The sequence below is a fragment of the Corallococcus sp. AB032C genome (assembly GCF_003668935.1).
GTDB lineage: Bacteria > Myxococcota > Myxococcia > Myxococcales > Myxococcaceae > Corallococcus > Corallococcus exiguus.
The window spans coordinates 1-19,243 of sequence record NZ_RAWP01000078.1; the positions used below are offsets into that span (position 1 = coordinate 1).

The 19,243-nt window shown below is 70.9% G+C and carries 14 protein-coding genes and 2 tRNA genes; 6 read left to right on the plus strand and 10 right to left on the minus strand.

Annotation, left to right across the window (positions count from 1 at the left end):
* The first annotated feature begins 403 nt into the window (after positions 1 to 403).
* Both D7X99_RS28615 and D7X99_RS28620 read left to right on the plus strand, forming a co-directional pair.
* Positions 404 to 1,324, plus strand: coding sequence for a class I fructose-bisphosphate aldolase (locus D7X99_RS28615; protein ID WP_120598568.1), 921 nt, complete (start codon positions 404 to 406; stop codon positions 1,322 to 1,324).
* A gap of 178 nt (positions 1,325 to 1,502) precedes the next feature.
* Positions 1,503 to 5,306, plus strand: coding sequence for an ATP-binding protein (locus D7X99_RS28620; protein WP_121780564.1), 3,804 nt, complete (start codon positions 1,503 to 1,505; stop codon positions 5,304 to 5,306).
* A gap of 103 nt (positions 5,307 to 5,409) precedes the next feature.
* Here D7X99_RS28620 and D7X99_RS28625 read toward each other — a convergent pair.
* The 5 genes from D7X99_RS28625 to D7X99_RS28645 form a co-directional block, all read right to left on the minus strand.
* Positions 5,410 to 5,482, minus strand: a tRNA-Ala gene (locus tag D7X99_RS28625).
* Between the two features lie 67 nt (positions 5,483 to 5,549).
* Positions 5,550 to 5,948 (minus strand): hypothetical protein, encoded by a 399-nt coding sequence (locus D7X99_RS28630; RefSeq protein WP_120598570.1) that lies wholly within the window; start codon positions 5,946 to 5,948, stop codon positions 5,550 to 5,552.
* Positions 5,949 to 6,008: 60 nt separating this feature from the next.
* Complete coding sequence (locus D7X99_RS28635; protein ID WP_171805522.1) at positions 6,009 to 7,388, minus strand: RsmB/NOP family class I SAM-dependent RNA methyltransferase; 1,380 nt, start codon at positions 7,386 to 7,388, stop codon at positions 6,009 to 6,011.
* A gap of 15 nt (positions 7,389 to 7,403) precedes the next feature.
* Positions 7,404 to 8,069 carry a response regulator gene (locus tag D7X99_RS28640; protein WP_121780565.1) on the minus strand — a complete coding sequence of 222 codons (666 nt, stop codon included), beginning with the start codon at positions 8,067 to 8,069 and terminating at the stop codon, positions 7,404 to 7,406.
* Between the two features lie 92 nt (positions 8,070 to 8,161).
* Positions 8,162 to 8,247, minus strand: a tRNA-Leu gene (locus tag D7X99_RS28645).
* A 99-nt stretch (positions 8,248 to 8,346) separates the two neighbouring features.
* On the opposite strand from D7X99_RS28645, the gene D7X99_RS28650 reads away from it, so the two are divergent.
* The 4 genes from D7X99_RS28650 (at position 8,347) to D7X99_RS28665 (ending at position 13,332) form a co-directional block, all read left to right on the plus strand.
* The gene (locus D7X99_RS28650) at positions 8,347 to 9,093 is read left to right on the plus strand and encodes a M48 family metallopeptidase (RefSeq protein ID WP_121780566.1); all 747 of its coding nucleotides are present in this window, start codon (positions 8,347 to 8,349) and stop codon (positions 9,091 to 9,093) included.
* Between the two features lie 542 nt (positions 9,094 to 9,635).
* Entirely contained in the window at positions 9,636 to 10,592 is a 957-nt protein-coding gene (locus D7X99_RS28655) for a diguanylate cyclase (RefSeq protein WP_121780567.1), read from the plus strand.
* 26 nt (positions 10,593 to 10,618) lie between these two features.
* On the plus strand, positions 10,619 to 12,355 hold the full coding sequence (locus tag D7X99_RS28660; RefSeq protein ID WP_121780568.1) for a two-component system response regulator: 1,737 nt from the start codon (positions 10,619 to 10,621) through the stop codon (positions 12,353 to 12,355).
* 95 nt (positions 12,356 to 12,450) lie between these two features.
* Positions 12,451 to 13,332: a hypothetical protein gene (locus D7X99_RS28665; RefSeq protein ID WP_121780569.1), complete on the plus strand. Its 882-nt coding sequence runs from the start codon at positions 12,451 to 12,453 to the stop codon at positions 13,330 to 13,332.
* 116 nt (positions 13,333 to 13,448) lie between these two features.
* On the opposite strand, the gene D7X99_RS28670 is transcribed toward D7X99_RS28665, so the two are convergent.
* The 5 genes from D7X99_RS28670 to D7X99_RS28685 all read right to left on the minus strand — a co-directional run bounded on the left by D7X99_RS28670 (position 13,449) and on the right by D7X99_RS28685 (position 19,232).
* Positions 13,449 to 14,042: an HdeD family acid-resistance protein gene (locus D7X99_RS28670; RefSeq protein WP_233613801.1), complete on the minus strand. Its 594-nt coding sequence runs from the start codon at positions 14,040 to 14,042 to the stop codon at positions 13,449 to 13,451.
* Positions 14,043 to 14,223: 181 nt separating this feature from the next.
* Positions 14,224 to 15,105 (minus strand): tRNA (adenosine(37)-N6)-dimethylallyltransferase MiaA, encoded by an 882-nt coding sequence (gene miaA, locus D7X99_RS28675; RefSeq protein WP_121780571.1) that lies wholly within the window; start codon positions 15,103 to 15,105, stop codon positions 14,224 to 14,226.
* Between the two features lie 72 nt (positions 15,106 to 15,177).
* Positions 15,178 to 16,014 (minus strand): hypothetical protein, encoded by an 837-nt coding sequence (locus tag D7X99_RS28680; RefSeq protein ID WP_233613802.1) that lies wholly within the window; start codon positions 16,012 to 16,014, stop codon positions 15,178 to 15,180.
* Positions 16,011 to 16,175, minus strand: a complete 165-nt coding sequence (locus D7X99_RS42930) for a hypothetical protein (RefSeq protein WP_158624425.1) — start codon at positions 16,173 to 16,175, stop codon at positions 16,011 to 16,013. Before D7X99_RS42930 ends, D7X99_RS28680 begins: the two co-directional genes overlap by 4 nt.
* Before the next feature lie 12 nt (positions 16,176 to 16,187).
* On the minus strand, positions 16,188 to 19,232 hold the full coding sequence (locus tag D7X99_RS28685) for a PQQ-binding-like beta-propeller repeat protein (protein WP_121780596.1): 3,045 nt from the start codon (positions 19,230 to 19,232) through the stop codon (positions 16,188 to 16,190).
* Positions 19,233 to 19,243: the final 11 nt, after the last annotated feature.

Here is a 19,243-nt window from a genome sequence, read left to right on the forward strand (position 1 = left end):
GGGGGTGGGCACGGTCCCCGGGGACAGGTTGCCGGGCGAGGGAGCCGCGGTCCCCGGCGCCCCCGTTCCAGGAGCATTCGAGGGGGCTGTCGTGGGCGAGATCTGCGCGCCCGCCACGCCACCGGTGAGCATCATTGCCACTGCGACGACCCTGCCGACTTCTCTGCCCATGCTGTGGTCCGCCTCGTGTGCGTCCGGGCATATCCGGAAGCCCGCGACGGCGCAGCATTTCTGTGCACCTTCCCGGGGGTCCGGATGTCGGCTTCCCTCCAGTCGGCTTGCGCGAGAAGGCGCGTAGAGGGCGTGACAGTCGCGGACATTCCGTTCAGACAGTGCTTGGTGGGCGCGGACAAGGACCGCAGAATCCCGCGCCAGTTTCGACGCCTTCCTTCAAGGAAAACCCATGGCCTACACCGACCGCGTCAAGCAGATCCTCTCCTGGTATCCCTCCGACAATCCCGGCACGTTGACGAACCTGGCGCGCCTGCTGAACCACGGCACGCTCGCGGGCACGGGCAAGCTGGTCATCCTGCCGGTGGATCAGGGCTTCGAGCACGGCCCCGCGCGCTCCTTCGGTCCCAACCCCGTTGGATATGATCCGGACTACCACGCGCAGCTGGCCATCGACTCCGGCTGCAACGCGTACGCGGCGCCGCTGGGCTTCCTGGAGGCCGTCGCGGGCAAGCTGGCCGGTGAGATTCCCCTCATCCTGAAGGTGAACAACTCCGACTCGCTGGCCAAGACGGCCGCGCCCATGTCCGCGGTGACGTCGTCCGTGAAGGACGCGGTGCGCCTGGGCTGCGCGGCGGTGGGCTACACCATCTACCCGGGCTCCGCGGCCCGCAACGAGCAGTACGAAGACCTGCGCGACATCATCGCGGAGGCCAAGTCCTACGGCCTGCCCACGGTGCTCTGGGCCTACCCGCGCGGCGCCCTGAGCAAGGAGGGCGAGACGGCCATCGACGTGGTGGCGTACGCGGCGCAGATCAGCGCGCAGCTGGGCGCGCACATCATCAAGGTGAAGCCGCCCACGGACTTCCTGGAGCAGGCGGAGGCGAAGAAGGCCTTCGAGAAGGCGAACATCTCCACCAAGACGCTCTCGGACCGCGTGCGCGAGGTGGTGCGCTCCGCGTTCAACGGCAAGCGCATCGTCATCTTCTCCGGCGGCGAGGCGAAGGAGACGTCCGCCCTCATGGAGGACATCAAGCAGATCCACCAGGGTGGCGGCTTCGGCTCCATCATGGGCCGCAACGCCTTCCAGCGTCCCCACGGCGAGTCGCTCAAGCTGCTCAAGGACGTGATGAACGTCTTCGCGGGCAAGTAGTCCCCGCGCGAGCACATGCGTGGCGTGGCGCCCTTCCCGGCCTGACTCTTCGCGGGACGGGCGCCAGGCTCGCGGGATCGTTTCGCCGTGAACGCTGGCGGGCTGGCAGGCCCTGGAGCGGCCGGCCTCCCCCGTTCCTCCCCTGGCCTCCCAGAGGGGCTTCGATTACGGAACGGGCATGAGTCACGGTTCCAGGAGGTCCGGCGGGCACGGCGGGAACGCACCCGCGCTGCCACCGGATGACGCCAACCGCGCGGCGGCCCTGGAGGTGCTCGCCGGCGGCGACGAGATGGGCGCCCTGATGCGCTCCATGGACTGGTCGAAGACGCCGCTGGGTCCGGTGGCCTCCTGGCCGCAGTCCCTGCGCACCATCGCCAGCGTGTGCCTCACCTCGGGCTTTCCCATGATGGTGTTCTGGGGACCGCAGGCGGTGAAGCTCTACAACGGCGCCTACAGCCGCATCCTGGGCGGCAAGCACCCCGCCGCCATGGGGAGGCCCGGACACGAGGTCTGGGCGGAGGTCTGGGACGAGATCGGCCCGTGGGTGGAGCAGGTCCGCAGCGAGGGCCGCGCCATCATGACGGAGAACCAGCGCCTCTTCATGGAGCGCAACGGCTTCCTGGAGGAGACCTACTTCACCTTCTCCTATAGCCCCGTCCGCGACGAGTCCGGGGCCGTCAACGGCGTGCTCGACACGGTGGTGGAGACCACCAGCCAGGTGCTGGACGCGCGCCGCCTCCGGACGCTGCAGGAGGTGGCTTCACGCGCGGGCGGAAGCCTCAAGGTCCACGACGCCTCCACGCGTGGCCTGGAGGCGCTCGCCACCAACCCCGCGGACCTCCCGTTCGCGCTGCTCTACCTCGTGGACGCGGACGGCGCCCGGGCGCGGCTGGAGGGGCGCATGGGCCTGGAGGGGGACGGCGCCTTCTGCCCCAAGGAGGTGGGCCTGGAGCCGGGCGCGGCCTCCCCCTGGCCCCTGGCCCAGGTGATCCGCTCCGGGCAGGCCGAGCGGGTCCAGGGACTCAAGGCCCGCTTCGGTCCCCTCCCCCTGCGGGCCGGTGTGCCGCAGCCGGGCTCCGCGCTCGTCCTGCCCATGGCCCGCCCCGGCGAGTCGAATCCCCTGGGCGTGATCGTGCTGGGCATGTCCCCGCGGTTGCCCGCGGATGCGTCGTACCAGTCGTTCCTGGAGCTCGTCGCCGGGAGCCTGGGCGCCGCCATCGCCGGGGCCCGCGCGCACGAGGACGCCCGGCGGCAGGCGGAGGCCCTGGCGGAGCTGGACCGGGCGAAGACGGCCTTCTTCTCCAACGTCAGCCATGAGTTCCGCACGCCGCTGACGCTGATGCTGGGGCCGCTGGGGGACGTGCTCGCGGACGTGGAGCACCCGCTGGAGCCCGCGCACCGCGAGCGGCTGGCGATCGTGCAGCGCAACAGCCAGCGGTTGCACAAGCTGGTGAACAGCCTGCTCGACTTCAGTCGCCTGGAGGCGGGCCGCATGCGGGCCACCTTCGAGCCCACGGACCTGGGCCCGCTCACCGCGGGGCTCGCGAGCGCGTTCGACTCGCTGGTGAAGCGGGCGGGGCTGCGGCTCCAGGTGGACTGCCCTCCCCTGTCCACCTCCGTCTGGGTGGACCGCGATCTCTGGGAGAAGGTCGTCCTCAACCTCCTCTCCAACGCCTTCAAGTTCACCTTCCAGGGCACGCTCACCGTCCGGCTCCGCGAGCGCGACGGCCGGGTGGAGCTGTCCGTCAGCGACACAGGCACGGGCATCCCCACGCACGAGCTGCCCCGCGTCTTCGACCGCTTCCACCGCGTGGAGGGCGCGAAGGGCCGCAGCCATGAAGGCAGCGGCATCGGGCTGGCGCTCGTGCGGGAGCTGGTGGAGCTGCATGGCGGCCGTGTCGCCGTGGAGAGCACGCCAGGCCGGGGCAGCACCTTCACGGTGTCCCTGCCCACCGGCACGGCGCACCTGCCGCCCGAGCAGCTCAGGGCCTCCTCGCGGGAGGCCGTCCGGGCCCCGAACCCGGAGGTCTTCGTCAACGAGGCGGCGCAGTGGCTGTCGGGCGCGGCGGACGACACGCCCGCGCCCGTCCCGGAGGCGCCACCGGGAGTCGTGCGGGGGCACGTGCTCGTGGCGGACGACAACGCGGACATGCGCGACTACGTGCGGCGGTCGCTGGAGGGGCGCTTCCAGGTGACGACCGTGGCGGACGGCAATGCCGCGCTGGAACTGGCACGGCGACACCCGCCGGACGTGGTGCTGTCGGACGTGATGATGCCGGGGCTGGACGGCTTCGGGCTCCTGCGCGCGCTGAAGTCGGATCCGCGCACGGCGCACGTCCCCGTCATCCTCCTGTCCGCGCGCGCGGGCGAGGAGGCGAAGGTGGAGGGCCTCACCGCCGGCGCGGACGACTACCTGGTGAAGCCCTTCGGCGTGCGCGAGCTGGTGGCCCGCCTGGAGGGAACGGTGAACGCCGCGCGGGCGCGCGCCCAGCGCGAGGAGCTGCTCCAGGCGCTCAAGCTGTCGGAGACGCGCTACCGGCTGGCCACCCGGGCCACGAAGGACGCCGTCTGGGACCTGGACCTGAGCACCCAGCAACTCACCTGGAGCGAGGGCGTCCACACGCTCTTCGGCTACCCGCTCGACGCGGTGCCCCCCGAGCTGGACTGGTGGACGGACGCCGTCCACCCGGAGGACCGCGCGCAGGCCGTGGAAAGCCTCCACGCCATCGTGGACTCGCCCGGCGGCAGCGACTGGCGCGCCGAGTACCGCTTCCGCAAGGCGGATGGCACCTATGCCCAGGTGGAGGACCGGGGTTGGGTGGTGCGCGACGCCACCGGAACGGCCATCCGCATGGTGGGCGCCATGCAGGACGTCACCCTGCGCAAGGCCGCGGCGGACGCCCTTCGCCGCAGCGAGGAGGAGTTCCGCACGCTCGCGGAGGCGCTGCCGGAGGCCGTCTTCGTCACCGCCCCGGATGGCTCCGTCGTCTACGTGAACGGCGTGCTGACGGAGGAGACCGGCGTGAGCGCGGAGACGCTGTTGGACCGGGGCTACCGGCACGTCATCCACCCCGACGACCTGGCCTCCAGCGGACAGGCCTGGGTGGAGGCCCTGACGCGCGGCGACCGCTACCAGGCCGAGCACCGGGTGCGCTACCGCGATGGCCTGTATCGCTGGCACCTGGTGCGCGCCATGTCCGTGAAGGACGCGGAGGGCCGGGTCATCAAGTGGGTGGGCACCTCCATGGACGTCCACGAGCTGCGCCAGGCCCAGGCCCAGCAGCAGCAGCGCGCGGACTTCGAACAGCAGCTCATCGGCATCGTGAGCCACGACCTGCGCAACCCCGTGAGCGCCATCCTCCTGGGCGCCGCCAGCCTGATGCGCCGCGAGGAGCTGGACGAGCGCAGCACCAAGGCCGTCAGCCGCATCCAGTCCGCCGCGGAGCGGGCCCACCGGATGATCCGCGACCTGCTCGACTTCACCCAGGCGCGTTTGGGCGGCGGGCTGCACATCCAGCGGCGCGCGTCGGACCTGCACGAAATCGTGGACGGCGTGCTGGAGGAGATTGAAGCCACGCACCCGGACCGGGAGATCCGCCGGCGCCGGAGCGGCAGCGGCCTGGGCGCGTGGGATCCGGACCGGCTGGGGCAGCTGGCCCAGAACCTGGTGACCAACGCGCTGAAGTACAGCCCTCGGGACACCGCCATCCAGGTGGAGACCCACGGCGGCCCCGACGCCGTGACGCTGTCCATCCACAACGCGGGGGCCCCCATCTCCCCGGAGCGGATGAGCCACCTCTTCCAGCCGCTGCAGCGTCCCAGCGGCGAGGTGGACCACAGCAGCCGGAGCATCGGCCTGGGGCTCTACATCGTGAAGCAGTTGGTGAAAGCCCACGGGGGCATCATCACCGTGGAGTCCACCGACGAAGCGGGAACCACCTTCACCGTGCGGCTGCCCCGCGACGTCCCGGCGAGCCCGTAGCGAGGGCGCCGGGGCGTGGCCCTGGCGGGGAGCAGCCCCCAGCGGAGGCCCCAAAAGCGAAAGGCCCGCGAGATTTCTCTCGCGGGCCTCTCTCAATTCAGTGTGGAGCTAACCGGGATCGAACCGGTGACCTCTTGAATGCCATTCAAGCGCTCTCCCAGCTGAGCTATAGCCCCGTCTCTTCTACTGCGTGCTGCCCGTTCCGCCGTGGGGGGCGGTCCGTGCCGTGAGGCGGCGCGACTTCTACGGCTTCTTCGTTCCGGACGCCACAACTTTTTGCGGCTTCGCGACGGTTTTTACCTTCAAACGATCCGCCACCTCTTCTCCTTCCCGAAGGAGGTCGGTGAGGGACGCGGCGTGGTCCGCCGCCGCCTTCTCCGCCGCCGCGATGTTCTGCAGCAGCCGGGCAAAGCTCGCGGGCAGCTCCAGCCGGCCTGCCTGGATGGACTGCCAGACGGCCTCGCCCAGCTCGCGGTGGGTCTGCTCCTTCTTGTCCTTGAGGAAGGCCGCCTTGCCGTTGGCCCGCGCCAGCTCCGTGTTGCGCTCGACGGCTTCCCGCAGCTTGGCCAGCTTGGCCTCGGCCGCCTGGAAGGCTTCGTTGATCTGCTGCATCACTTCGTTCTGCTTCGGATCTGCCGCCACGGCTGTCACCCTCGGGAGAGGAGAAGGTCGTTCGTGCGTAACGTGGCGGCTCGGCGACTGTCAACCCGCCTTGCGGACCAGCCGGGCGGCGAAGAAGCCCCCGCCGGGGACCCGAGGCGGCAGGGCGCGCAGGTAGGGACCGTCCACTCCCACCTGGAGCTCCGGCGCCCAGCCCTCCCCCACCGGCTCCAGGGCGAAGCCCGGGTGTTTCTGGAGGAAGCCCTCCACCACCGCGTCGTTCTCCTCCGGCAGCACGGAGCACGTGGCGTAGATGATCCGCGCCCCGGGCTTCACCTGCGCGGCCACCTCCGCGAGCAGCTTGGACTGCGTGGCCTGGAACTCCGTGATGGCCTTCGCGGAAAGCTTCCACTTCTGATCCGGCTCGCGAGCCAGGGACCCCGTGCCGCTGCACGGCGCGTCCACCAGCACCACGTCCACCGCCTCCAGCGGCACCGGGTGCGGGAACGTCACCTGCTTCAGGCCGAACTCGCGCACGCGGTCGCGCGCATCCGAAAGCCGCCGCTTGGAGCGGTCTCCCGCGAGCACCTTCCCCTTCGCGCCCACCAGATCCGCGAGCCCCAGCGTCTTGCCGCCGGCCCCCGCGCACACGTCCGCCACGGCGAGCCCCTCCAAGGTCGCCCCGGGAGGCAGGCACGCCAGGACGATGAGCTGACTGCCCACGTCCTGCACCTGGAGCCGCCGGGCCTTCATGGTCCGCGACTCGAAGATGCGGTGGCTGGAGTCCGCGACCCGCAGCGCGTCCGGAGCGCAGGGCACCGCCTCCACCGCCACGCCCTCCTCCGCCAGCGCCGCCAGCACCGCGTCGCGAGTGCCCGGGGGCCGAGCGCGGAAGTGCAGCGACGGCTCGTCATCCAGGGACGCCATCAGCCCCGCGAGCGTCGCTTCCGGATACACCTGCGCCAGTCGCTGCGTGAGCCAACCGGGGAACGAGTACCGGGTGGCCAGCCGCTCGATGACGGCCTCCGAGCCCTCCGCCGCGACGGGCTCCACGAGGGGCTTCGTCGCCAGCCCCTCCAGCACCGCGTCATGCAGCGTGCGCGGCCGCACCGGCCCCGGCAGCTTCACCTCCGGCCCGATGCGCGCCCAGCCCTCGCCACAGAAGAGGCGCCGCCAGAGCGTGTAGCGCACCAGCGCTGTATCTTCCGTGAGCGCGTGCTTGCCCGGGGAATGCCCCAGCTGCCGCGCCGCCAGGTCCAACAGCCGCGTGTGCCGGGACAGCTCGCGCGCCGCCAGGGCCACGAAGCGCCGCTCCTGTCCGCCCAGCCCTTCCGCCTCCCGCAGCGCGGTGGCGAGCGCGGCCTTCAGCGGCTCGCCCTTGAGGACGGCGATGTGCGTCTCCACCGCAGCAGTGGCCGCGCGCCGGGACGGACGCCCCAGACGTGACGGCTCATGCGGCGTGGGCCAGAGGGGAATGTCCACGAGTGACCTCTTTGCCTAGCCGCGCAACGGAACGCACACGGCCAGCGCGCCGGCCCGCGTCTTCACCTGGGGCGACGCGCCCTGGGAGAGGAACAGGTAGCACGGCGCGGCGTAACGCTCGCCGTCCAGCTCAAGGTCGCCCTCCAGCAGGAGGACCCCATGGGCGGACCGGGAACGGCTCCAGGGAAAGGCGGCTTCGGCGGCCAGCCGCATCCACATCCGGTCGCTGTCCGGCGCCGAACCGGCACACTTCACTCCGGGTGATGACTCATTCCACTCCGGTGAGTCCCCGTCCACGGGCTCCCGGGCGGCGGCGACCACCTGGCGCTTGAGCGTCAGGAAGCGCTCCACCAGCTCCATGATGTCGTCGACCTGGAAGGGCTTGATCAGCAGCGCGTCCGGCACCGAGGGGTGCAGGACCTGGGCGACCTCGTCCGAACTGGCGGCGCTGACGATGGCCACCGGGTGGCGCTGCCGGCGCGCGGCCTCCAGGACGCCCCGGCCGTCCGTGTGCCCCCCGGCGATGCGCATGTCGGTCATCACCAGCTCGAAGCGGCCCGCCGCCAGGGCGCGCAGCGCTTCGTCGAGGGTGCCCACCGCCTGCACGTCCGCCAGCTCGGAGACCAGCTCTCCCATTCCTTCGCGGAGGCTCGGATCATCCTCGACCAGCAGGACCTTCATCGCATCTTCCAGCGCGGGGAACAGGGGAGCGCTTTCACGTTCGGGCGACCCGGAAAGGACGGCATCTCGGGCGCCGGGTCTGCGTTTGAAGATGGCCCTCCCCGGACTCGAACCGGGACGCGGGGTCAGCCGCAGCGGATTTTGAGTCCGCCTCGTCTACCAATTTCGACAGAGGGCCCCTTGGGTGTGAGCGAGGCGGCCGAACGTATATCGCGCCTTCGGTTCGTGTGCATCCGAAGATTGCGGCTGTCCACGCACACCGCTAAAGGGGCAGCGCATGTACAACCTCCTCATCTCCCTGGCCATCGGGCTGGCGGTCGGCGTGCTGGTGAAGTTCGCCGGCGGCTTCTCGTGGTGGGCCGGCATCGTGCCCGGCGTCATCGTCTTCTTCGCTGCCTACATCGTGCTCGCCCGCCGGGTCTCCACCCGGGTCCAGGCGCTGATGACGACGGTGCAGAATGATCTCCAGGGTCAGCCCGCCAACCAGAAGGAGGCCCAGGGGCGCGTGGACCGCGCCGTCAAGACGCTGGAGCAGGGCCTCGTCTGGGACAAGTGGCAGTTCCTGATCGGGCCTGAGCTCCACGCCCAGATCGGGATGCTGAAGTACATGGTGAAGGACCTGGATGGCGCGAAGCCCCATCTGGAGAAGGCCAGCGGCCGCAACTACATGGCCAAGGCCATGGAGGGCGCCCTGCACTTCCGCCGCAACGACGTGCCCGCCATGAAGACCTCCTTCGAGGCCGCGGTGAAGAGCGGCAAGAAGGAATCCATCGTCTGGGCCGCGTACGCGTGGTGCCTCCTCCAGCTGAAGGACAAGGACAGCGCCCAGCGAGTGCTCGCGCGCGGCGTGGAGCAGAACCCCTCCGACGAGAAGCTCAAGGGCAGCCTCGCCCAGCTGCAGAACGACAAGCGCCTGAAGATGAAGCCCTATGAGCCGCTCTGGTGGCAGTTCGGCCTGGAGGCGCCGCCGATGATGCCGCCCCAGGGTGGCGGGCGCCGCGTGCAGTTCACGAACCGGCGCTGAAGTCCCGGCGAAGTGATGGCCCGGCGCCAATGCAATGGCGCCAGGGCCCCCTTTCGCTGCTCGCCGTAACCCCGTTGAGGCGCCGCCTGGCGCGCGCTTCCGGGGAGTCCTCAACGGATCAGCCGCTCCATCCCCTCTCGGGGCACCGGGTTCGTCAGCGGCCCGCGTCCGGCAATTCCTACCGTGCGCGCGGGCCCCACGCTGCAACGTCTTCCGGCTGTCTTGTTGGCTGTCTCGCCGGCCCCCATGCAACCCCCTGAAAAGAGGCCGTCCCGCGGGTGAAGCGCGGGGCACAGGGCTTGCTCTCGGGCAGGGGCACGCGGGCAATCGGAACGGATGGTTCCCAAAGCCCCCGCGGAGGCGGACGGGCTTGGCAGCCGGAGGTCTCGGGAGAAGTTTGGATGGGTGGGGGTGGGTGCTTGCAGGACGAGGCGGCGGCGGGTGCGCGTGGGGCGCAAGGGCGTGGGGAGCACCTGGAAGGGCGTGGCGCCCGAGACTTTCGGCCTGCCATTTCGGGGCAGGCGAGCGGAGCGAACCAGTTCATGGAACGGCACGGACGCAGCAGTGAGCGCGCGCTCCTGCTCATCATCGAGGACGACATCGGCGTGCGCGAAGGCCTGATGGACCTGCTCGCTCCACGCTTCGACGTGCTGGCCGCTTCGGACGCGGACGCGGGCGTGGAGCTGGCGCGCGAACACCGCCCGGACCTGGTGCTGTTGGATCGCTTCCTGCCCTCCGGGGATGGGCTGGCGGTCCTGGAGACGCTCCAGGGCGACGTGCGCACGGAGATGGTGCCGGTCATCTTCCTCACGGGGGACGCGGACGAGGCGACCCTGGAGCGATGCCTGGAGATGGGCGCCGTGGACTTCATCCACAAGCCGGCGAGCTCGCGCGAATTGCTCGCCCGCATCGACCGCGCGGTTCGCCAGAGCGAGCAGCAGCGCAAGCTCCAGGTGCTGGCGCAGACGGACGCGCTCACGGGCCTGGCGAACTTCCGGGCGCTGTCGGTGCGGCTGGAGGACGAGTTCAAGCGCGCCCAGCGCTACGGCTACGCGATGAGCGTGGTGGTCATCGACCTGGACCACCTGAAGGCCATCAACGACGGCATGGGCCACGACGTGGGCAACCGCGCCATCCTGGCCCTGGCCACCTTGATGCAGGGCAACCTGCGCGAGTCCGACTTCGCGGCGCGCTTCGGCGGGGACGAGTTCGTCGTGCTGCTGCCGCACCAGACGTCGCTGGAGGCCGCGGTGTTCGCGGAGCGCCTGCGTACGGAGCTGCGCGGCGTGAACGTGCAGCGCGGTGACGGGCGCCCGGCGCCCTTCGGTTTGAGCATCAGCGTGGGCGTGGCGGACCACACGGCCGACTCCCCGCGTGAGAGCACGGAGGCCTTGCTGAAGGCGGCGGACGCCGCGCTCTACGAGGCCAAGCGGGAGGGGCGCGACCGGGTGGTGGTGTACGGCCAGTCGGCCCACTCACCGGCGGCGCAGCGGCACTGACGGCGGGAAGGGAACGAGGGCGCGCGATGAGCGGGACCAGCAAGCTGGCGAGTGGTTCGAGGGTGGCGATCGTCGGCGGCGGCATCGCCGGGGCGGGGCTGGCGGCCTCTCTTCTCTTCAACGGCCGCGCGCGGGGCGTGGCCCTGGACGTGCGCGTCTACGCGGGGGGCACCGAGGAGCGCACCGCGCCCCCTGCCCTGCTCACGCCGGAGTGCCGCTCGCGGCTCGCCGCGCTGGGCTGCCGGATTCCTCCGGAGTGGCGCGCGCACGAACTGCGCGGCGTGGAGATCATCTCCCAGGGCGAGCGCGAGCTGCTGCCCTGCGCGGCCGGCGGACTCTGGGTCGTGGATGGCTGGCCCCGCGGCGAAGGTGGCCTGGACATGGTGCGCCACGTGCTGTCCACGGCGGCCAGCGCGCAGGGCGCCCGGTTCGTGAACCGCCACGTGGAGCGCGTGGAGCGGCAGGCGCCCGCACCGGACGCGCCCACGGCGGTGCGCAACGCTGGGCCCCTGGTCGTCCGCGCGCAGGGCAGCGGCGAGCGCTTCCACGCGGTGGCGCTGGCCGCGGGCGCGGGGCCGCTGTTGGGTGACGCCTTCTTCAAGGGCTTCAAGCCGGCGCCGTCCATGCCGGCGGTGCAGGCACGCATCCAGGGCGGGATGCCGGGCCGGGACCTGGCGCCGGTGGCGCGGCTGTGGGTGGCGCCGCTGCCGACCGTGGATGCGCTGTTCCTCATCCCGGGCGCGTCGTCCGTGTACGCGCTGGCCTTTGGCGCGGCGGTGACGCCCGCGGACCTGTGCCAGGTGCTGATGATGGCCGCGCGCGACGGCCTGCTGGAGGAGGGCTTCGAGCTCACCACCCTGGAGACGACGCGCCTGCCCTTCGGCCCCGGCCGCACGCTGGTGGCGCCCGGGCAGTTGGTGGTCGGTCCCGCGGCCTTCGGCCACCCGCTGCAGGTGGGCCTGTCGGAGACGCTGGCGTCGTGCAGTCGCGCCGCGGTGGCGCTGCTGGATGGCGGGCTGGACGCGCCGTCGCTGGAGCGCCGCTACGTGCGCGACGGGCTGGGCGAGTTGATGGAGGACGCGGCGGCGGGTGCGCGCTCCCTCACGTGGCTGCGCCGCGCGGGCAAGCGGGCTCCGGCGGCGTTCGTCGCGGCGCGCGCGAAGCACACGGCGGGCGGCGTGTACGGCGGTGGCGTGCTGGGGTTGAGCTCCCCCACTCCACTGGGCCTCTTGTCCGCGGCGCGCTGGTCCGGCGTGCGCGAGGTGGTGGGCTCATGGCTGCGCACGCCCATCGAGCCCGTGCCCACGCTGGTGCCGGAGGTGGAGCCGGACCTCTACTACGTGGTGGACGACGACGCGGACACGCGCGAGGCGCTCACGCTGCTGTTGGAGAGCACCGGCGCGCGCGTGGTGTCCTTCGCGGACGAGCTGGCGCTGTTCTGCGCGGTGGCGCGCCGTCCGCCCACCGCCATCCTGCTGGACGTGGTGCTGCACTGGGTGGACGGCCTGCGTCTGTGTGAAGGCCTCAAGCAGCACCCGCTCACCCGCGACACGCGCGTGCTGGTGATGAGCGGCCTCAACCGTCCGCACGTGCGTCAGCGCGCGCTCGACGCGGGCGCGGAGGCCTTCCTGCCCAAGCCGGTGAACCCGGACCGTCTCCTGTGCCAGCTCACCGGCCGCGTGCCGGACCCGCTCGGCTCGCCGCGCGACGTCATCCGCGCCTCGGTCGCGGAAACATTCGGCGAAGACCGCTTTGCGTCCTGATACCTACCTGCACGCAACCACGATCACATCGACGGGATAATCCCTACAAACGCATGAAGTTTCGCACTTCATGCTCCATCCAAAGGGAATCCCTCATGCTCGCCTCGAAGCTGTTTCGCGCCGGTCAGACGTCGTCCCGGTTGTTCAAGCACGCCCCGGAGATCACCCGTTCGTTCTCCACGAAGGTCCCGTCGCAGGAGGATCAGGCGCTCAAGCTCCGCGCCGAGCAGAACCGGATCAAGTTCCAGCAGCACGACATCATGAGCGCCATCATGGACGTCGAGGATCGGCGTGACGGCGGCAACAACCAGTTCGCGCCGCGCATCCGGCCGGACGTGGAGCTGACCCGCCGGGACAACTTCCCCTTCAACGAGGTCCAGCCGAAGTACGACACGCCGAAGTCGGCCATCGACCGTGACGGCAAGCTGCAGCCGGTGGATGCGAGGGACCGCACGGTGACGCTGACGGCGCACGTGGACGGCGCGAAGGAGACGAAGGCCCACTCGCCCTTCACGTCCTTCAGCGGCGTGCCCGTGGGCGTGGATGGACAGGCCACGAAGAAGGAGCTCGTGGACAACCCGGACTACGGCAAGAGCCGCGTCGTCCACAACCCGGCGCGCGACGCGAAGGGCGGGGACGTCTTCGATCAGTTCGACATCCAGCGGGACATCCGCACGTCCACGCATCCGGGCCTGGACGAGACGGCCGTGAACCGCAGCCAGCCCGGCACGCCGGTGTGGCAGCCGGAGCCCCTCGAGCGGAAGATCCTGGCGGACGTCGGCGTGGATCCGACCCGGCCCAGCTTCACCTACCGCGAGCGCGCGAGCATGAACTCCGCGCGGGATCAGGAGTACCTGGTGCGCGGCACCATCCACGACTTCTCGCTGGAGCGCCCGGACGCCAAGGGCGACCTGAAGCACGTGTCGCGTGAGCAGTTCGCCGACCAGTTCGACGACGCGCACCAGAAGACGAAGTAGGCCGCGAACCGGTCCGGCGCCAGGCACCGGCGCCGGTCCCCCCGGTCGAGACTTCACCCGCCGATATCCCTACATCACCCAGAGTGAATTGGCGCCAGGGGGTGTCGTCCTGGTGCTCAAGCCTCCACGCGATGCAGTCCCCGCCGCAGGATGAGCGAGCCGGACATCATCGAGATGCCTCGGAAGAAGACGGCGAGCCCCACCATCGTGCCCACGAGCCACACGGAGGACGAGGGCCATCTGGCCATGACGCTGAGGCCCAGGACCAGGGAGATGAGGCCGTAGGCCAGGTCCCATCCCCATTGGAAGTAGCGGTCCATGACGGAGGTGATGACGTGGAAGAGGCCGCTGGCGAAGAAGTAGCCGGCGATCAGCAGCGTGAGGGAGGCCAGCCCCGCGGCCGGGTACATGACGGTGAGGATGCCGACCACGGTGGTGAGGACGCCGCCGAGCATGAAGGACCAGAAGGCGCTCCGGCTTTCGCTGCGTGAGCGGACGGCTGCGGCGATCTCCAGGACGCCGCCAATCACCAGCATCATCCCCACGAAGAAGACGGTGACCATGCTGGTGAAGAACGTGGCGCCCAGCAGCACGACCCCCGCGATCGCCGTCAGCAGGCCCAGGAGGAAGGGGCCGCCCCACATGGCGGAGGCTCCCCGGGAGGGACGGTCCGGCCGGGTCTCCGGCGCGCTTTCAACGTTCGTTCGCATGGCGATCTCCACGGTGATGGCTGCCCACCTCGGGCCCTCGGCCGCATGTCGGTCCGGGAGTGGACGTGGTGGGGGTAGCGCTTCCTCGTGGAAGATGGGAGCGCGACCGGGCGCGAACAATCGGCGCCAGCCGACGAAATGAGGCGGGAAGGCGAGCAGGGGCCAAGATGGCCCGCCGCGCCTAGAGGGCGGGACGAGCGTACGGTGGCGACAGGAACACCGCGCCGGGCTCCTTGCGGAACCAGGTGAGTTGCCGTTTGGCGTAGCGCCGGGTTTCCTGCGCGGTGTCGGCGATGGCCTCTTCGCGGGTCATCCGCCCCTCCACCACGGCGCGGGCCTGCACGTAGCCGACGCTGCGCATGGGCGCCGCGTCCGCGTAGCCCTGCTCCAGCAAGGCCCGCGTCTCCTCCACGAGTCCTCGCGAGAAGAGCGCCTCCGTGCGCGCGTTGATGGCGGCGTAGAGGGACTCGCGCGGAGGGTCCAGCACGTAGAGCTGGAAGGGATAGCGGTCCGGCGCGAAGGCATGGGCGCGGCGGAACTCGGACGCGGGCACGCCTGTCTGCGCGTGGATCTCCAGGGCACGGACGACGCGCACCAGGTCCTGGGGGGGCAGCCTCGCCGCGGTCTCCGGATCCACCCCGGCCAGCCGGCGGTGCACGGCCTCCCTCCCCTGCTCCGCCGCGAGCGACTCCAGCTCCGCGCGCAGCGAAGGCAGGGCGCCGGGCGCGTCCACCACGCCGTGCAGCAGGATGCGCAGGTACAGGCCGGTGCCGCCGACGATGAACACCGGCCGGCCCCGCGAGGCGATGTCCGCGATGGCCGCATCCGCGCGGCGTTGGTACTCGGCGGCGGAGAAGGGCTCGAGCGGATCCACGCAGGAGACCAGGTGGTGCGGCACTGCGGCCAGCTCCTCGACGGAAGGCTTCGCGGTGCCGATGTCGAAGGCGCGGTACACCTGCTGCGAGTCCGCGCTGACGATCTCCCCTCCCGCGTCACGAGCCCAGGCGATGGCCAACGCCGTCTTCCCCGACGCCGTGGGTCCAGCGATCACCGTCAACGGCACCCGCGTCTCAGCCACCAGCGTCCGCCTCCCACGCCCGCTGTAACGCAGACGCGAGGCGAGCGCGAGCCCCCGCTAAGCCAGCCGCGCCCGCACCACCTGCGCCGCGCTGGCATCCCGCGAGAACACGAGCCGGGCGGTCTCCACGGACGACAGCACGCGTCCAGCCGCGCCCACCAGCGCCCCCCGGCCCGCGGACGTGGGCTCCGGCAACAGCGCATTCAGCAGCAGCACGCGGGCCACCTCCCCCGCCCCCTGCGCCTCCCACCGCGAAGCCATGTCCCAGCCCAATGTGCCCACCGCGACGAGCGCCGCCTCGGTGGTCCGGACCGGCACGTTCCAGGGCGTCCCCGCGGCCCGCCACCCACCACCCTCCACGGGCCACACCGCGACCAACTCATCCGCGAGCACCGTCCCGCCCGCCTCGCGCCACAGCCCGCCCAGGGTGCTCTTGCCCGCACCGGAGTGCCCCACGAACAGCGCGGCCCGGCCCTCGTGAACCAGCCCCACGCCGTGGATGAGCAGCCCGCCACGCTTCGCCAGCGCGGACGCGAGCATCACCTTGATCACGTTCTCCACCGGGTACCGCCCCGCACCGATGACGTCCGCAAGGCACCGGTCCGGGGAGAGCAACGCGGAGTACCCGGCGCCCTCCACGCGCAGCGTCCCCGAGTCGCCAGGCTCCAGCCGGGGCAGCTCCTGCACGGTGGGGGGAGCAATCGGACTGGGCGGGTTCCGCATCACCAGCCGGGCATCGGGAGACGCGGCATCTGGAGCGAGGAATGCGCCGAACACTCGCCGGAGCGGACCGGCGAGCGCGTCATCCTCCACGTCGAGCGCCACGGTCCACCCGGCCAGGGTGATCCGGAGCGCGCCGTCACGGGGACCCGACAGGGGGTCCCCGCTGTTCACGGCATGCACTCCGATTCGCCGGGGATGGTGCACATGGACAGCTGCGCCAGCGCGACGAAGGGCTGCTCCCACAGGATGGCGGGAGCCACGTACACGGCGGGCGCGGCCGGCGGCTTCGGCACGGAGGGACCCGCGGGAGGCTGTGAAGGGCGTTGGCTCACGTGATGGCCCACCTAGAAGGGCACCGGGAAGGCACAGATACGACCATCCCCGGTACCGACATGCAACCGGCTCACGGTGTGATCGACGGTCGGCATGCCGATGATCTGCGCCGGACCCACGGTCACCTGCCCGGTCTCGGTACCGGTCGCGAGATCGAACTGGTGCACCTTGCCGTCCGCGGCGCCAACGTAGGCGCGCACCACGCCATTGAGGTTGAGGGTGAAGACACCGGTGGGGCGCGCTGCGACGGGTGTCGACCACAGCAGCTCAGGCACGTTGGTCCCGTGCGACTCGACCACCTCATAACGCTCGATCTTGTTGTCGTCCGTGGTCACGACGAAGCCCCGCCCCTGGGGGCGCGCGAACTGGCTGAATGCCGAAACCAAGTTGGACCGGACGGCGACCGTCCAGGCCGTCGTGGGTGTGGTCGGATTCACGCCGTGCACGCTGCCGTCATTGGCGGTGACCAGGATCTGGTTGCTCGTGGCGTTGCGGACCACGCCGAACTCCAGGTCGCCCAGCTCCAGCCGCGCCACCTCCGCGCCCGTGAGACTGCTGAGCACGCGCAGGGTGTATGAGCTCACGCCTGACCTGGTCGGCACGTAGAGCCGGTTCGTCGTGTAGTCCACCAGCATGCCGCCGCTCACCATGCCCAGATCCCCGGGCCGATAGCGCCAGATGAGCGCGCCGGTGGCCGCGTTCAACGCGACCACCTGGTTCTGCGTGGCCGTGTTGTGCGTGGCGAAGATGGCCAGGTCCACGTTCGAGTACGTCGTCCGGTACTCCGGATTCGCGTAGTCGAGCAGCTGCGTCACGGGGAACGAGTTGAGACGCCCCAGGTCCAGCGTGGTGTTCTTCCACAGGAACTCGCCCGTGGCCGCGTTGAGCACCGCCGGCACACCCGTCTCATCACCCACGACGAGCCACTGCTGCCCGGGCCGCCCCAGCAGCGGCACCACCGGGAAGCGGCTGCCAATCGTGCCCGGCAGCTTCACTGGCCGGAATCGCTCCGCGCCGTCCTCGGTCGGGTTCGCGGTGTTCGTGAGGACGCCCACCACCGAGTCGTTGAAGGAGCTGAAGATGCCCACGCCCAGTTCGGTGACGGGCTGGTACCGCGAGGCCAGCAAGCCCACCGAGTAGCACCACAGCGGGTTGCCCGGCACGCGCGCCTGGGGAGTGGCCAGCAAGCCCACCGAGGTGGGCTGGTTGCCCGGCCCGTACCGCAGCTGATCATCCGCGTTGAACACGCGGTAGAAGTACGTCGTGCCGTTCGTCACCGCCGTGTCCGTGAAGGACGACGCGGAGCTGAGCTCGTCCACGTACGCCACCGTGGCGTTGCCCAGCACGTCCCCCACCGCGTAGCGCACGCCGAGGGTGGGCGCGGTGTTGGGCGTCGCGCCCTGGGCGCGCAGCGCCAGGGTGCCACCGTGGTTGAAGGGGTTGTCCCACGTGAGAGTCACGCTGCCGTCGCGGGCCACGCCGGTGAGGCGCCCCACGTCCGGAGCCGCGGTGTCCTTGAGCAGCGTCATCGTCGCCTCCACGCGGATGCGCGGATCGTTCCATCCCTGGTTCAGCTCCAGCCGGTGGCGGAACGCCGTTTCCGAGTCGACGGCGGCGAAGCCCGAATAGGTGATGCGGAAGGTAGCCTCGCCGCCCACCGGGATGCCGGACTCCGACTCCCAGAGGTAGCCGGCCGTTTCCGTGTAGACGTTCCAGTCCCCGGACGCCTGGGGGCCCGACGCGGCCACCGAGAAGTAGTTCACCGCGGGCTTGAACAGCCTCACCTCGTAGATGGGCAGCGGGCCCCGGTTCTGCACCGTGTACGCCACCGTCACGCCCGTGGCCGCCGTGGACACCGTCTCATGGCTCAACCGCACGCGGTGCTCCACGATGCGGCCCTTGCGCGCCGTGACGGCATCCCCCGCCACCGCCGAACCGTTATGCGTCCCGTCCACCTGCGCCTGGAACTGGTAGCGGGCGCCGGGCGTGCCCGACACCTGGTAGCGCCAGGTGAACTGCCCGGAAGCGCCCGGAGCCAGCTGCGCCACGCTCTCCGGCGACGGCCCGGCCACGAGCGACGCCGTCGCGTTGCCCAGCAGCACCGGCGCGCGCGGGCGCACCTGGGTGTATGTGTTCGTGGTGGAGGTGTTGAGCACCGTCAGGCGCAGCGTCACCTGATCACCGTCGAACGCGTCCACGATGTCCATGTCCGCCGACGCCACCAGGTTGCCCACGTCCGCCACGGGCGAATCCACGAGCGGGGCGTTCGCATTGGTCGCGCGAGCCCGGACGCGCGCGGCCACGGCGCCTGCGGCGGTGGGCCGCAGGTTGACCGCGATGACGCCCGCGGACCGCACGGCCACGGGCAAGCTGGTGGCGGGGCTCTTGCTCGCGGTGGTGAGCGGCACACTGCTCGTGGAGGTGGGGTTGTCCACGAGCACCGAGGCGGATCCCGTCGTCCCCCGGTTCTCCACCACCACGCGCGCCACGGTGTTTCCGTTGACCGCGAGCATTCGCGGAGCCAGCGTCACGTTCGCGGCCAGGATGCCGCGAGTCCAGGCGGTCATGCTGGCGACGTTGTACGTGTAGCTCGTCCCGTCGCACTGGTCGCGGGCGTACGTCCCCGCCATAAGGCGCTCGCTGGTGCTATCGTTGGTGCGGTTCGACGGGCCCACCACGCTCAGCACGAAGCGCGCGGACTCAGTGCGAGCCAGGCCGCGCCCCTCTTCCACGCAGCCCAGCGTGGACTGGAAGGTGATGCGCCGCTCGTTGGCGTCGATGTAGTCGACCTTCCAGTTCGGGTTCGCCTCCGCCGGCAGGCCGCCCAGGAGCTGGTAGCCCGCCGGCAGGACGAAGGACACCTCCGACAGGCGGGCGTCGTTCGTGCTCGTGGACGTGTTCGTCACCTCCACGACGAGGTCGGACGCGTCGTCCATCACCACGCGAGCGACGGTCTCCCCGGCGGAGGGGACGGGGCGTACGGTCCAGGTATGGGTCTGGGAGAAGCCCACCGCGGGCAACAGCACGGCGAGGAGCGCGAGGATGCGGACGTTCATGGCGTGCCTCA